The sequence below is a fragment of the Alphaproteobacteria bacterium LSUCC0396 genome (assembly GCA_041228345.1).
Lineage (GTDB): Bacteria > Pseudomonadota > Alphaproteobacteria > Puniceispirillales > Puniceispirillaceae > UBA3439.
Map to the genome: position 1 here is coordinate 207,612 of CP166131.1, position 14,083 is coordinate 221,694.

The following is a 14,083-nucleotide window of genomic DNA, read 5'->3' on the forward strand; positions in this document are numbered from 1 at the left end:
TCGAGATTAGCGATACGCAATTTGCGAAGAATAACCACAAATCAAACCTGACCAGTAAACCGAGTTTAATAATGCATGACATCCGCTTTATTCGTGAAAACCCTGATGCTTTCGACGCTGCGTTAAACCGGCGCAAGCTTGCCCCGCTGGCGAGCGAAATTCTGAAGGTCGATAGCGAACGGCGTTCCCTGCAAGCCCAAATTCAAGACATGCAGTCGCGTCGTAATCAGGCCTCAAAAGAGATTGGCACCTTAAAGGCAAAGGGCGGTGACGCAGACGCGCTGATCGCCGAGGTGAATGACATTAAAGCCAATATGCCGGCCCTCGAAAGCGAGGAGGCAAAGCTAGCTGATAGGTTAGATGCTTGGCTTCTCGAATTGCCCAATATTCTCGATGCGTCAGTGCCTGACGGTGATGACGAGACCCAGAATGAATTGATTCGCACCATTGGTGATGTGCCGCAATTTTCTTTTACGCCACGGGATCATGTTGCGCTGGGTGAGGGGCTTGGGCAGATGGATTTTGCCCTTGGTGCCAAGCTTGCTGGGGCGCGGTTTGTCGTTCTATCAGGCCAGTTAGCCCGCCTCGAACGCGCCTTGGCTGCCTTTATGCTGGATACGCACACTGCCGAATTTGGCTATGTTGAAACGCTGCCGCCAGCCTTGGTAAATAGTCAAACCATGACCGGAACTGGCCAGTTGCCCAAATTTGCCGAAGATCTCTATCGGACTGATGATAAATGGCTAATTCCAACTGCCGAAGTGCCGCTGACGAACATTGTTGCAGATGAAATTACCGACAGTGCAGTTCTGCCATTGCGGATGACCGCCTATACTCAATGTTTCCGGTCCGAGGCTGGCTCGGCTGGACGCGATACGCGCGGGATGATCCGCCAGCATCAATTCTCCAAGGTGGAAATGGTATCAATCGTTCATCCGGATCAATCAGCTGATGAACTTGACCGCATGACGTCCTGCGCCGAGGCAATTCTGCAAAAGCTGGAATTGCCCTATCGGGTGCTAAAGCTTTGTAGCGGTGATACTGGGTTTTCAGCCCAGCAAACCTATGATCTCGAAGTCTGGCTTCCGGGTCAGGATGAGGGGCGTGGTATGTATCGAGAGATTTCATCCTGCTCAAATTGCGGGCCATTTCAGGCACGCCGCATGAAAGCCCGCTTTCGTGACGCCGAAACTGGCGACACCCGGTTTTTACATACATTGAACGGATCCGGACTGGCCGTTGGTCGGACGCTGATTGCGGTTTTGGAAAATGGTCAACAAGAAGATGGAAGTATTCTTCTGCCGCAAGCCCTGCACAGCTACATGGGTACCAACCGGTTGGTGGCAAAGGCCTGATGGCAGGCGCGTCAACAAAACCCCTCGGCCGTATTTTAATCAGCAATGATGACGGCATTGATGCGATTGGGATCACGATCTTGCGTGAAATTGCGGCCGGTCTAAGCGACGATGTTTGGGTAATTGCGCCAAGCGATAATCGCTCTGGTGCGTCGCGTTCGATTACGCTTCGCCGCGACGTTGTTATCGACCAGCTAGGCCCAAAGACTTTTAAATGCTCGGGCACGCCAAGCGATTGCCTGATTTTTGGCATGGCCGAAATTCTTGACCAACCGCCCGAATTGGTTTTGACCGGCATCAATCACGGCATGAATGTTGCCGATGATATTCTCTATTCAGGGACCGTTGCCGGGGCGATGGAGGCATCATTGCTTGGCGTGCCGGCGATTGCATTGTCACAGCGCCATGGCCGTGACGACCCTATTGATTACGCCGCCAGCCGGCTTTTTGGCGACAAGGTTATTCGCCATATCCTGCAATTAGGAATCCCGCCGCGCACAGTAATGAACGTCAATTTTCCCAAGACCAATCCGGCTGAGATCAAAGGCATTAAGCCGGCGCATCTTGACCGGCACAAGCTTGGTGATGTGATCATTAAGGGCGAGGCACCAAATCATTACCGGCTCGGGCCATTGAACAGCGCCTCTGAAACCAGCGATGGCAGCGACCGTGCCGTGCTAAATGATGGCTGGATTTCGCTGACGCCACTGATGATGGATGTCACCGCGCATGCAATGCTGGATCAATTGCCGGTATTAGATCTGTCCGCAGTCACCTGACGCCATGACAAACGATTTCCAACTTCAAAAAGCGCAATTAATTATGAGCCTGCGCGGTCTGGGCATTATGGATTCGCGCGTATTGGCCGCACTTGAGCATGTGCCGCGTGAATTATTTGTACCTGCCGCATTAAGGCATCACTCTTATGAAAATTCATCACTTCCGATTGCTTATGACCAGACCATAAGTCAGCCTTATGTTGTTGCGCGCATGACCGAAGCTCTTCAGCTTGAAGGGCGTGAGCGCGTTCTTGAAATTGGCTGCGGCAGTGGCTACCAGGCGGCGATTCTGACGCATTTATGCCGGCGCGTTTATTCGATTGAACGCCTGCGCCCGTTGCTTGTTGATGCAGAAAATCGAATTCGGGATCTACGCATATCAAATATCAGCTTTCGTTTTGGCGATGGATCAAAGGGCTGGCCTGAAGCGGCGCCGTTTGATCGGATTATTCTGACATGCGGTTGCGACAAAATTCCCGACATTTTGTTGCAGCAGTTAAAAATTGGCGGCATCATGGTAGCACCAGAGGGTCATGGCAAAGCCCAAGCTCTTGTTGTCGTGACCCGACATGAAACTGGGTTTGAACGCGTCACCTTGATGCCTGTAACCTTTGTGCCACTGATTGAGGGTGAATAAATGCCGCTAGAACTAAGGTCCGATCTTAAATCCTGTTCTGGGTTTCTATTGCTTGGCGCCGCTGCGCTCGTGCTTTCGGCCTGTCAAACGCCTAATCTTGGCCTAAACCGCACCACACCCGCGGCGGTCGTTGTGGCACCTTTGCGCCAGCCGGTTGAACCTATCCCGGCAAGTCAAATGGTAACTGTCCGCGAAAATGATACGCTTTATGGCGTTGCGACACGCTATCAGGTCACGCCGCAATCAATTATCGAGGCAAACAAGCTCTTAGCGCCTTACAATATTGTCAAAGGCCAAGCCCTAAAAATTGTCCCGCGCCGCACCCACCTCGTGCGTCCGGGTGACTCGGTTTACGTAATCTCGCAGCGCTATGCCGTTAGCCAATATCAACTGGCCCAGCTGAATGACCTTGCCCCACCGTTTGAGCTGACTGTCGGGCAAAAGTTACAATTGCCAAATAGCCTCGATTTTTCAGTTCTGGATAGCGGGCTACCTAACGGGATCAGCGGTAACAATATTGCCCAACCTCCACCGACAGCGCTCAAAAACAGCGCACCGGCTGTGCCGCGGAAACGCTTTGTTGCGCCATCATTGGCTGGAGGCTCAGGATTTAGCTGGCCGGTGGAAGGTGAGATCATCAGTGAATTTGGGCCGTCACAGCGCGGCGTTCATAATGATGGGGTAAATATCGCTGCCCAAGAAGGCAATATTGTAAGTGCGGCGGCAAAGGGGCGCGTCGCCTTTGTTGGCACTAACATCAAGAGCTTTGGCAAGCTGATCTTGGTAAAGCATGATGGCGGCATCATTACTGCCTATGCGCATCTGGGTGACATCACGGTGAAAGAAGGCGATATCGTAACCGCAGGGCAGGCGATTGGTACAATCGGCACCTCAGGCCGCGTTGATCGCCCGCAACTTCACTTTGAGATCCGCAAATCGCGACAACCGGTTGATCCCAGAAACCTGATTTCCTAGCCGGCAAAATTTGGCTTTAATTAGGCCAGTGACACAAAAATGCTAGTGGCGCAAAGATGTTAGTGGCGCAAAGATTCTAATGCCGAAGTGATGTTTTCGTTCGAGCCGCAAGGTCTGTGATGAATTGCCATGCAACCCGGCCGGAGCGTGATCCGCGTCCAATTGACCATGCAAGCGCCTCATGGCGCACATCAATATCGCCCACTTTGATGTTGTAATAATTAACATATTCATCAACCATCTCAAGATACGTATCCTGATCGATTGAATGAAACCCGATCCACAGGCCAAACCGGTCTGAAAGTGAAACGGTTTCCTCGGTCGTCTCAGACGGATTAATCGCTGTTGAGCGCTCATTCTCCATCATTTGCCGCGGCATCAGATGGCGCCGATTAGACGTCGCGTAGAACACAATATTATCAGGCCGGCCTTCGATACCGCCTTCAAGCGCCGCCTTTAGTGATTTATATGTGCTTTCACCACCCTCAAACGCCAGATCATCAGAAAAGATGATAAAATAGCGGTCAATTTGCGCCAGAAACGACATCAAAAACGGCAGGTCAGCAATATCCTCACGGTGAATTTCGACCAAGCCAAGATCGTGTCCATGTTCAATCACGGTGCCATGAACCGCCTTTACTAGCGATGATTTACCAGTTCCACGTGCGCCCCACAAAAGCGCGTTATTTGCCGGAAAACCGCCAACAAACCCAAGCGTGTTTGACAGAAGATTATCGCGCTGCTCGTCAACACCTTTCAACAGGCCAATATCCAGCCTGCTAATCTTTGTAACCGGCACGAGTTGGCGAACATCAGACTGCCAGACATAAGCGTCAGCCTTGACCAGCGTTTCTGGCTTCATGTCGCCCGGATAGCGACGTTCCAGCGCGTCAGCAATGCGCGTCAATTGGCCAAGAAGCAGGGCGGTATCGTCAGACATATTCATTTTTTGCTCGGTCGGATCAAGATTGTTACGGAAACTTTGTAAAAAGGGAATATGGGTCATTGCAGCAAAGCGCAAGGGCGTTTATGTTCCCAGATAGTATTTTCAACGACAATTGGAGAGATTCCAAGATGTTTATTACCCCAGCATTCGCACAATCAGGTGGCTTTGCAGAAGGCGGTTTCGGCCTGTTACCAATCCTTTTCGTGATGGTGATTTTCTATTTCCTGTTGATCCGCCCCCAGCAAAAACGGGCCAAACAACACCGGGAAATGCTTGCCGCTATCCGGCGTGGTGACAAGATCGTAACGTCAGGCGGGCTGACCGGCACTGTGGTTAAAGTGACCGACGACAGCGACACCGTAGACGTCGAAATCGCGAAGGATGTGAAAGTTCAGATTGTCCGGTCAATGATTGCTGATATCAGAGGCAAGACCGAGCCAGCAAAAAAAGCGTAACGCTGGACAGATAGGCGCCGGAGGTATTATTCGCCCGCTTTTGCGGCCGTTTATCACCGGCGCTAGCCGTCCCTATCTCTAGCCAAGAGTATTGTCATCATGTTGCAATTCCAGCTTTGGAAAAAACTGTTTATTGTTGCGATCGCCAGTCTGGGGGTCGTGTTTGCGCTGCCCAACGTGATCGGCGACAACATTGACAAAAGCTTTCTTCCCGGAAAGCAGATTAACCTTGGTCTAGACCTTCAAGGCGGATCGCATCTGCTGCTTCGCGTTGATGTTGATGCGGTCAAAAGGGAACAGCTGGAAAACTTAGGTGAGACGATCCGGCGTGACTTCCGTACCGAAAAGATCCGTTTCAGCGACCTACAAGTCAGTGAAGAAACGGTTTCGCTAAACGTTCGTAACGCTGAAGACACGGCTAAAGCCAGTCAGATTTTGACAGAGCTTGGAAACGATTACAGCGTCAGTAATGATGGAATAACCTACCGTCTTGCCTTTACCGAGGCGGGGCTGGTCCAGATGCGGACACGCACCGTTGAGCAATCAATCGAAATTATCCGCCGCCGGCTTGACCCGGAAGGTACAAAAGAGCCGATTATTCAGCGTCAAGGGGCTGATCGGGTGCTGGTTCAACTGCCCGGCGTGGACGATCCTGAGGCGGTAAAACGGCTGCTTGGTCGTACCGCAAAACTTACCTTCCAGCTGGTTGATATGCGGATCAGCGCCAGCGAAGCGATTCAGCGTGGCCGCACGCCGCCAGGCAGTATTTTAATGGAAAGCGCCAGCACAGATGGGCGCAGCTATGTCATTGAAAAGCGTGTCATGGTTAGTGGTGAAATGCTGGATGGGGCAACCGCAACCTTTGATCAGAACAATCGCCCGGCGGTCAGTTTTATCCTTAACGCAGCCGGGGCGCGGCGTTTTGGCAAGGTAACGGGCGAAAATATTGGTCGCCCGTTTGCGATTATTCTGGATGGCAAGGTCGTTTCGGCGCCAACCATTCAGTCACAGATTTTTGGCAGCGGTCAAATTACCGGTGATTTCAGCGTTGCTGAAACCAATGAGCTTGCACTTGTATTGCGGGCAGGGGCGTTACCTGCACCCCTGATTATTCTCGAAGAACGGTCAATTGGCCCGGGGCTGGGTGCAGATTCGATTGCCGCCGGTGAAATTGCCGCGCTGATCGGTTTGATATTGGTGGCCGTTTACATGGTTGCCAGCTATGGCTTTTTTGGCGGACTTGCCGTTGCGGCGTTGGCGGTCAACATCATCTTAATCGTTGCTGCTCTCTCGGCTTTACAAGCCACTCTGACACTTCCCGGTATTGCTGGCATTGTCTTGACAATGGGGATGGCAGTTGACGCCAATGTGCTAGTGTTTGAGCGGATTCGTGAAGAAATGTCCAACGGACGCTCTGCGATTGCCGCGATTGATGGCGGCTATCAACGCGCTATCTCAACGATTGTTGACTCAAACCTCACCACATTATTTGCGGCGTTATTCTTATATATTTTTGGATCGGGCCCGATTAAGGGATTTGCTGTCACGCTGGGCATCGGTATTGCAACCTCGATGTTTACGGCTGTTATGGTGACACGTTTGTTCATCGTTTTGTGGGTTGAACGCAAACGCCCCAGCAAATTTGTTCTTTAGGAAGGGGGCTTTCCGATGCGCCTTAAACTTGTTTCAAGCGACACATCAATAAACTTTCTTAAATTCCACCGGCTTGCGTTTATTTTTTCGTCAATTCTTGTCGCGGCATCCATTGGCTTATTTGCGGTGATTGGCCTGAACCTTGGTATTGATTTCAAGGGCGGTATCCTGATCGAGGCACGAGACAAAACCGGCCCAGCAAATATTGCCGGCCTTCGCGGCGATCTGGAACAATTGGGACTTGGTGATATCAGCCTGCAAGGCTTTGGCACTGAAACCGATGTTTTGATCCGTATTCAACGCCAAGACGGTGATGAAAAGGCGCAAATCGCGGCAATTCAGCTTATTGGCAAGACCCTTGGCAGTGATTTTGATATCCGGCGCACTGAATTTGTGGGGCCGACTGTTGGTGCAGAACTGGCCGAAAAGGGAATGCTGGCGGTTGTTTGCGCGTTGTTTGCCATTATGGTCTATATCTGGTTCCGCTTTGAGTGGCAGTTCTCGATAGCAGCAATTCTGGCGTTAACGCACGATGTTTTAACGACGGTTGGGTTGTTTGCGCTGACCAGTTTTGAGTTCAACCTTGCAACTGTTGCCGCAATTTTGACCATCGCCGGCTATTCGATCAATGATACGGTGGTGGTGTTTGACCGGGTTCGTGAAAACCTGCGCCGCTACAAATCATACAGCCTTGTCGATATTTTAAACAAATCGCTAAACGAGACTTTGTCACGAACCGTTATGACCTCGGTGACCACCTTACTTGCGCTGGGTGCTATTGTTATCTTTGGTGGCGCCGTGTTGCGTGATTTTGCCATTGCGATGATATGGGGTGTGCTGATCGGTACCTATTCATCGGTTTTTGTTGCCGTAGGGTTGCTGTCACGGTTTGACCTAAAACGCAATGACGATGAAGATCACGGCGTTGAAAAGCCTGAATATGAACGATCCTAAATCACCCCATGATGGGTCGGGTGACCTTGTTAATATCCAAACCTTTGAGGCAACAGGTGACCTACAGCTTGTTCATGGCTATGGTGATCACAGTTTCCGCATTTCAGGCAATCGCTACAGCGGCTCGGTTTTACTGGGCCCGCGCAAAACTGCGATCTGGACACCACCTGCCAATCCGGCTGACCTCAAGATTGACGATATTCTGCCCGGTCTTGGCAAGGCGTTACCGCCATTATTTATTCTAGGGGTTGGCGGCGCACCGATGGACCCAATGAATGACTTGGCGCATTACCTTCGTGAACAGGGTATCGCGCTTGAAGTCATGTCAACAGCGGCGGCCTGCCGGACATGGAATGTGCTGATGAGCGAGGGCCGCACCGCTGGCGCGGGTCTTTATGCGGTTGCCTAACCCGATCATGGTCCGATGATGCCCCATCACAGCAAATCCGAAAAAAATGACGAATAACGCCAAAACAGCCATCGCAGCATTACGCGACAATGATCATCCGCTTGGCAGACCATTGGCACTTTGTCTGATGTTTGAGACTGAAAAAGACCAATTGCTTGCAGCCTCGGTATTTGACCTTGCGATAGCGCTTGATGCGGCGCTGCATATCCCTAGCGAGTCACTGCTTGCCGCCATCCGTGTGCAATGGTGGGCCGATGCTATGGCGGCTGAAACGCGTCATACCGCGCCACTGGTTAATCAATTGCAGGATCTATTTGAGATCAATGAAGGGCTTCGGCAACAGATCATTACGCTGATCGCGCATTGGCAATCTGCCTGCCATGATGAGGCGCGGGATAGCACCGAAGGATGGGCTGCAACATGGGCGCTCATTGCAACACGGCTTGGGCACGAAAAAGAGGCCGCAACAGCAGCTGATATCGGCCATTATTTACATCATGTTGTAAGGGGTCAGCTGGCACATGGCGGGCATAATCTCGACCAGCCGCAGATCATTGCCTTGCGCCGCGATGATGCTGGCAGAAAACGGTCATGGCTATATCTGGCTGGCTGTTTCCTGCGCTACATGGCGCGGCCGGCAGCTGATGTTTCCCATCCGGCACTTGGCTGGCATATGCTGATATGGCACATCTTCAGGCCGCCCAAATAAGCTAAAACCCACTATGAATTTAAGCTTAATCCACCTTGGCGCAATTAAAATGGAGGATCACCACTGAACAAGCGCCTAGGCCAACGCGGCATCACGCCATACGGTCATATTGGTTAACGCACGTTCAGCATAGGCGGCTTTACGGTCACGCCCTTTTGGCCGTCGGCCACGTTCATTCAACGGTAATTCGGGAAACAAGCCAAAATTAACATTCATTGGCTGGAAACTATCCGCCATTGCGCCGCCGGTTATATGTGCCAGCAGCGCGCCATGCGCAGTATCAACCGGAGGTGCGACCCAGTTAAGCCCCAGCACTTCAGCCGCCGCCATTCGGCCAGCCAGCAAGCCGATAGCCGCGGATTCGACATAGCCCTCAACACCAGTGATCTGCCCAGCAAACCGCAATTTTGGTTTTGCCTTCAACCGCAATTGTTGATCAAGAAGGCGCGGCGAATTGATAAACGTATTGCGATGCAATCCACCAAGGCGCGCAAATTGGGCGTTTTCAAGCCCGGGAATTGTCTGGAATACACGCACCTGTTCGGCATATTTCAGCTTGGTCTGGAACCCAACCATATTATAGAGCGTACCAAGAGCATTATCTTGGCGCAGCTGGATGACCGCATGTGGACGCGAGCCATCATGTGCGTTGGTCAGGCCAACCGGCTTCATCGGCCCCCAACGCAATGTTTCACGGCCCCGCGATGCCATCACTTCAATCGGCATGCAGCCGTCAAAATAGGGGGTATTTTCCTCCCATTCTTTGAAAGACATTTTCTCGCCGTCCAACAGCGCGTCAATAAAAGCCTCATATTGTGGCTGGGTCATTGGGCAATTGATATAATCCTTGCCATCGCCGCCATCGGTAGATTTGTCATAGCGCGACTGAAACCACGCTACATCCATGTTGACACTGTCAAAATGCACAATCGGCGCAATCGCATCGAAAAAAGCCAGATCATCTTCACCGCCCCAGCGGCGGATTGCCTCGGCCAGATCAGGCGATGTCAACGGGCCGGTTGCGATTATGACCTGCTGCCAATCATTGGGGATATCGCCCACTTCCTCACGCTGAACGGTGATTAGCGGATGCGCCGTAATCACGGCCTCAACTGCGGCAGAGAACCGGTCACGATCAACCGCCAGCGCGCCGCCAGCAGGCACCTTTTCAGCATCAGCCACCTTTAGAATTAATGACCCCAAAAGCCGCATTTCCTGATGCAGAACACCGACGGCATTGGCAGTTGCATCATCCGAGCGAAACGAGTTTGAACAAACCAGTTCTGCCAGCCCTTCGCCGTGATGAGCGTCAGTTTTGCGAACCGGCCGCATCTCATGCAGCACGACTGGCACATTCAAGCTGGCAATCTGAAACGCGGCCTCGCACCCGGCAAGCCCGCCACCAATCACATGAATAGGAGCAATATCAGTCATCACGCATCACGTTCCCAAAATACGGGCAAGATAAGTGCCAGTGTGCGACCCCGGCACCTGTGCCACTTTTTCCGGGGTGCCCTCGGCCACAATGTAACCGCCGCCATCACCGCCCTCGGGGCCAAGGTCGATGATCCAGTCAGCGGTTTTGATCACATCCATATTATGCTCGATAACGATCACGCTATTCCCTTGCTCGACCAGTTCTTGCAGAACCTCTAGAAGCTTGGCGATATCATGAAAATGCAGGCCCGTAGTCGGCTCATCAAGGATATAGATTGTGCGTCCGGTTGCGCGCCGCGATAATTCCTTGGACAGTTTTACACGCTGCGCCTCGCCACCTGACAAGGTGGTTGCCTGCTGACCAACCCGTACATAACCAAGCCCGACACGCAGCATCGTTTCCAGCTTTTCGCGGATCGACGGTACCGCCTTGAAATATTCAACCCCTTCTTCGACGGTCATATCCAGAACATCGGCAATCGATTTGCCGCGCCAAGTGATGTCCAGCGTCTCACGATTATAACGCCGGCCTTTGCAACTGTCGCAAGTGACATAAATATCAGGCAGAAAATGCATTTCGATTTTGATCAGGCCGTCGCCCTGACAAGCCTCGCAGCGACCGCCCTTAACGTTGAACGAAAAACGCCCGGGCGCATAGCCGCGCGCCTTGGCCTCGGGAAGGCCGGCAAACCATTCACGGATCGGGGTAAAGGCACCAGTGTAGGTGGCCGGATTTGACCGTGGCGTCCGGCCAATCGGTGACTGATCAATATCGACCACCTTATCAAGGAATTCAGCGCCATAAATAGCTTTGTGCGGGGCAGGGATCTCACGCGCTTTATGCAGACTGCGCGCCAGCGACTTCCATAATGTTTCAAGCACCAAGGTTGATTTACCGCCGCCAGAAACCCCCGTAACACAGGTCAAAACCCCAAGCGGGAACTTAACAGATACATCCCGTAAATTATTGCCAGTGGCATTTTCCACCCGAATAAACCGGTCCTTCTTTGGTTTGCGGCGTTTCTTTGGCACCGAGATTTCCAGCGCACCCGATAGATATTTTCCTGTCAGAGACTCTGGATGGCTCATCACTTCGCTAGGGGTACCGGCAGCCACAACATGGCCGCCATGAACACCAGCACCCGGCCCCATATCAACAACATAATCGGCCAGCAAAATAGCCTCTTCGTCATGTTCAACGACCAGCACTGTATTGCCAAGATCACGCAGACGAATGAGGGTTGATAAAAGCCGGTCATTATCGCGCTGATGCAGCCCAATCGACGGCTCATCAAGAACATAAAGAACACCGGTCAATCCCGAACCGATTTGCGAAGCTAGGCGAATCCGCTGGGACTCGCCGCCCGACAATGTACCTGAATTGCGGGACATTGCCAGATAACCAAGCCCGACATTCACCAAGAAGCCCAGCCGCTCATTTATTTCTTTTAAAATACGAGCAGCAATTTCAGAATCCTGACCTGTCAGCTTTGCCTCAAGATCAATGAACCACTGGCGCGCATCAGCAATCGACAGGCGGGCAATATCGGATATGTCGTGCTTATCAATTTTAACCGCCAAGGCCTCGTTCTTCAGACGTTTGCCCTTACAGCTCGTACAAGGCAGATTGGCCCGGAATTTTTCCAGCTCATCACGCACCCATGATGAATCAGTCTCACGATAGCGGCGCGCAAGGTTGGGCATCACGCCTTCAAACGGCTTGGTCGTGCGGTATGAACGCATACCATCGTCAAATTCCATTGTTACGGGCATTTTGCCCGACCCGTGCAGAATGATCGACTGCACATCATCATCAAGGTCGGCAAATGGCTTATCCAGCGAGAATTTGAACTGCTTTGCCAACGACTCTAGCGTTTGCAGGTAATAGCGTGAACTGCTGGATGACCATGGTGCCAACGCACCATTTCGAAGGCTGATCTGCTTGTCCGGAACAACCAGCTGTTCGTCAAAATGGCTGCTGACCCCCAGACCATCGCATGATGTACAGGCACCGTACGGGTTGTTGAATGAAAACAGACGCGGCTCAATCTCGTCAATGGTGAAACCGGACTCAGGACAGGCAAAACGCGCAGAAAACACGATCCGCTCATCCTTATCAGCATAATCGGCAAAAGCCAGACCGTCACTAAGCCCAAGCGCAGTCTCAAGCGAGTCGGCGAGCCTAGTTGCCAACTCATCCGGATCACCAGTGATCACAACCCGGTCAACGACCACCTCGATATCATGCTTCTTCTGCTTATCCAGCACAGGCGTATCATCAACATCATAAATCTCGCCGTTAATACGCACCCGGCTAAAGCCCTTCCGGTGTAATTCGCCCAATTCCTTGCGATATTCACCCTTTCGGCCACGCACAATCGGCGCCAGCAAATAAAGCCGGCTGCCATCGTCAAGCCCAAGCAAAATATCCACCATCTGGCTGACCGTCTGGCTGCGGATTGGTAGGCCGGTCGCTGGCGAGTAGGGAATCCCAACCCGCGCCCAGAGCAGGCGCATATAATCATAGATCTCAGTGACTGTCCCAACCGTAGACCGCGGGTTTCGTGAGGTGGTTTTCTGCTCGATTGAAATCGCCGGAGACAGGCCCTCGATTAAATCGACATCCGGCTTGTTCATCATATCAAGGAACTGACGCGCATAGGCCGAAAGTGATTCGACATAGCGGCGCTGGCCTTCGGCGTAAATTGTATCAAACGCCAGCGACGATTTGCCAGACCCAGACAAGCCGGTCAGAACCACCAGCTGATCACGCGGCAGATCAATATCGACATTGGCGAGATTATGTTCACGCGCTCCACGCACGGAAATCATCCGGGGCTCGATGGTTTTGTCAGCGCGGGCACTTTGCTTTGCCGCAGCGGCAAGCGACGGAGATTTTGTTTCATTTGGCATAGCCGGACTATAAACCGGCAGGCTTGTCATTCGCTAGTCTTTTTAGCCCTAATTCCAGACGAAAAAACTGATTTGCAACTTTCACAAAAGCCGTTGCAACCGGCGCGTTACAAAGCGGCATAATTGACATTAAAGCGATTGATCCCACGATCCGCCAATTTGGCCTTGTCAGACCCTTGCCAGCACGGGTAATCTTGGCCTCTCTTAATCCGTAATGTTTTGGTGCCGCGGTGCCGCAGACAAATTTCACTCAGGAGTAATCTCGCAATGGCAGGCAGCGTTAATAAAGTCATCCTAGTTGGCAATCTAGGGCGCGACCCTGAAGTGCGGTCCATGCAGGATGGCAACAAAGTCGTGAATTTATCACTGGCAACATCAGAACGCTGGAAAGACAAGAACAGCGGTGAGCAACGTGAAAAGACTGAATGGCACCGCGTCGTCATTTTCAATGAAAATCTGGGACGGATTGCCGAACAGTATCTGCGCAAAGGATCAACCTGCTATATTGAAGGCCAGCTTCAAACCCGGAAATGGACAGATCAGCAAGGCGTTGAGAAATACAGCACCGAGGTTGTATTACAGCGATTCCGCGGCGAGTTGACCTTGCTTGGTGGGCGCGGCGAATCATCCGGCATGGGTGACGGCGGTGGGTATGGAAATAATCAAGGCGGCTATGATCAGTCACCGTCGAATGATGGCCAGTCAAGCCCGCCACCAATGCGCAGCTCAAACGACATGGATGATGATATTCCGTTTTAATTCAGTAAATTAAACTTCATACATAAAGCGGTATCTTGCGGTGACAGCAAGGTGCCGTTTTTTTTGGGGAAAAAACTGTCAAAACCACAATATTTGGTGTCA

Annotated in this window: 14 protein-coding genes; 10 read left to right on the plus strand and 4 right to left on the minus strand. The window is 52.0% G+C overall.

The window, feature by feature from the left end; translation table 11 throughout:
* Positions 1 to 71: 71 nt before the first annotated feature.
* From serS to AB8881_01060, 4 genes are read left to right on the plus strand one after another with little or no spacing between them, the layout of a single operon-like run.
* Positions 72 to 1,355, plus strand: a complete 1,284-nt coding sequence (gene serS, locus AB8881_01045) for a serine--tRNA ligase (GenBank protein XDZ63507.1) — start codon at positions 72 to 74, stop codon at positions 1,353 to 1,355.
* The gene (gene surE, locus AB8881_01050; protein ID XDZ63508.1) at positions 1,355 to 2,134 is read left to right on the plus strand and encodes a 5'/3'-nucleotidase SurE; all 780 of its coding nucleotides are present in this window, start codon (positions 1,355 to 1,357) and stop codon (positions 2,132 to 2,134) included. The genes serS and surE overlap by 1 nt, the downstream gene beginning before the upstream one ends.
* 4 nt (positions 2,135 to 2,138) lie before the next feature.
* The gene (locus tag AB8881_01055) at positions 2,139 to 2,771 is read left to right on the plus strand and encodes a protein-L-isoaspartate(D-aspartate) O-methyltransferase (GenBank protein ID XDZ63509.1); all 633 of its coding nucleotides are present in this window, start codon (positions 2,139 to 2,141) and stop codon (positions 2,769 to 2,771) included.
* Positions 2,772 to 3,746: a peptidoglycan DD-metalloendopeptidase family protein gene (locus tag AB8881_01060; protein ID XDZ63510.1), complete on the plus strand. Its 975-nt coding sequence runs from the start codon at positions 2,772 to 2,774 to the stop codon at positions 3,744 to 3,746. It begins immediately after the preceding gene.
* Between the two features lie 76 nt (positions 3,747 to 3,822).
* Here the strand turns inward: AB8881_01060 and AB8881_01065 are convergent, their stop codons facing one another.
* Positions 3,823 to 4,692: an ATP-binding protein gene (locus AB8881_01065; protein XDZ63511.1), complete on the minus strand. Its 870-nt coding sequence runs from the start codon at positions 4,690 to 4,692 to the stop codon at positions 3,823 to 3,825.
* A 128-nt stretch (positions 4,693 to 4,820) separates the two neighbouring features.
* Here AB8881_01065 and yajC point away from each other — a divergent pair, with 128 nt between their 5' ends.
* The 5 genes from yajC (at position 4,821) to AB8881_01090 (ending at position 8,872) form a co-directional block, all read left to right on the plus strand.
* Positions 4,821 to 5,147: a preprotein translocase subunit YajC gene (gene yajC / locus AB8881_01070; GenBank protein ID XDZ63512.1), complete on the plus strand. Its 327-nt coding sequence runs from the start codon at positions 4,821 to 4,823 to the stop codon at positions 5,145 to 5,147.
* A 99-nt stretch (positions 5,148 to 5,246) separates the two neighbouring features.
* Entirely contained in the window at positions 5,247 to 6,800 is a 1,554-nt protein-coding gene (gene secD / locus AB8881_01075) for a protein translocase subunit SecD (GenBank protein ID XDZ63513.1), read from the plus strand.
* Positions 6,801 to 6,815: 15 nt separating this feature from the next.
* On the plus strand, positions 6,816 to 7,754 hold the full coding sequence (gene secF / locus AB8881_01080) for a protein translocase subunit SecF (protein ID XDZ63514.1): 939 nt from the start codon (positions 6,816 to 6,818) through the stop codon (positions 7,752 to 7,754).
* Positions 7,741 to 8,163, plus strand: coding sequence for an Mth938-like domain-containing protein (locus AB8881_01085; GenBank protein ID XDZ63515.1), 423 nt, complete (start codon positions 7,741 to 7,743; stop codon positions 8,161 to 8,163). The genes secF and AB8881_01085 overlap by 14 nt, the downstream gene beginning before the upstream one ends.
* 46 nt (positions 8,164 to 8,209) lie before the next feature.
* Positions 8,210 to 8,872 (plus strand): hypothetical protein, encoded by a 663-nt coding sequence (locus tag AB8881_01090; protein XDZ63516.1) that lies wholly within the window; start codon positions 8,210 to 8,212, stop codon positions 8,870 to 8,872.
* A 75-nt stretch (positions 8,873 to 8,947) separates the two neighbouring features.
* On the opposite strand, the gene trmFO is transcribed toward AB8881_01090, so the two are convergent.
* The 3 genes from trmFO to AB8881_01105 form a co-directional block, all read right to left on the minus strand.
* Positions 8,948 to 10,306: a methylenetetrahydrofolate--tRNA-(uracil(54)-C(5))-methyltransferase (FADH(2)-oxidizing) TrmFO gene (gene trmFO, locus AB8881_01095; protein XDZ63517.1), complete on the minus strand. Its 1,359-nt coding sequence runs from the start codon at positions 10,304 to 10,306 to the stop codon at positions 8,948 to 8,950.
* Between the two features lie 6 nt (positions 10,307 to 10,312).
* Positions 10,313 to 13,141 (minus strand): excinuclease ABC subunit UvrA, encoded by a 2,829-nt coding sequence (uvrA, locus tag AB8881_01100; protein ID XDZ64480.1) that lies wholly within the window; start codon positions 13,139 to 13,141, stop codon positions 10,313 to 10,315.
* Between the two features lie 88 nt (positions 13,142 to 13,229).
* A complete protein-coding gene (locus AB8881_01105) occupies positions 13,230 to 13,472 on the minus strand; it encodes a hypothetical protein (protein XDZ63518.1) in 243 nt (80 codons plus the stop codon).
* 17 nt (positions 13,473 to 13,489) lie between these two features.
* Here AB8881_01105 and ssb point away from each other — a divergent pair, with 17 nt between their 5' ends.
* Positions 13,490 to 13,981: a single-stranded DNA-binding protein gene (gene ssb / locus AB8881_01110; GenBank protein XDZ63519.1), complete on the plus strand. Its 492-nt coding sequence runs from the start codon at positions 13,490 to 13,492 to the stop codon at positions 13,979 to 13,981.
* Positions 13,982 to 14,083: the final 102 nt, after the last annotated feature.

Coding starts and splice junctions, on each gene's coding strand:
- yajC (XDZ63512.1), top strand. CDS start 4,821: ATGTTTATTACCCCAGCATTCGCACAATCAGGTGGCTTTGCAGAAGGC.
- AB8881_01060 (XDZ63510.1), top strand. CDS start 2,772: ATGCCGCTAGAACTAAGGTCCGATCTTAAATCCTGTTCTGGGTTTCTA.
- AB8881_01085 (XDZ63515.1), top strand. CDS start 7,741: ATGAACGATCCTAAATCACCCCATGATGGGTCGGGTGACCTTGTTAAT.
- serS (XDZ63507.1), top strand. CDS start 72: ATGCATGACATCCGCTTTATTCGTGAAAACCCTGATGCTTTCGACGCT.
- AB8881_01090 (XDZ63516.1), top strand. CDS start 8,210: ATGACGAATAACGCCAAAACAGCCATCGCAGCATTACGCGACAATGAT.
- secF (XDZ63514.1), top strand. CDS start 6,816: ATGCGCCTTAAACTTGTTTCAAGCGACACATCAATAAACTTTCTTAAA.
- ssb (XDZ63519.1), top strand. CDS start 13,490: ATGGCAGGCAGCGTTAATAAAGTCATCCTAGTTGGCAATCTAGGGCGC.
- secD (XDZ63513.1), top strand. CDS start 5,247: ATGTTGCAATTCCAGCTTTGGAAAAAACTGTTTATTGTTGCGATCGCC.
- AB8881_01055 (XDZ63509.1), top strand. CDS start 2,139: ATGACAAACGATTTCCAACTTCAAAAAGCGCAATTAATTATGAGCCTG.
- trmFO (XDZ63517.1), bottom strand. CDS start 10,306: ATGACTGATATTGCTCCTATTCATGTGATTGGTGGCGGGCTTGCCGGG.
- surE (XDZ63508.1), top strand. CDS start 1,355: ATGGCAGGCGCGTCAACAAAACCCCTCGGCCGTATTTTAATCAGCAAT.
- uvrA (XDZ64480.1), bottom strand. CDS start 13,141: ATGATTTCCGTGCGTGGAGCGCGTGAACATAATCTCGCCAATGTCGAT.
- AB8881_01065 (XDZ63511.1), bottom strand. CDS start 4,692: ATGAATATGTCTGACGATACCGCCCTGCTTCTTGGCCAATTGACGCGC.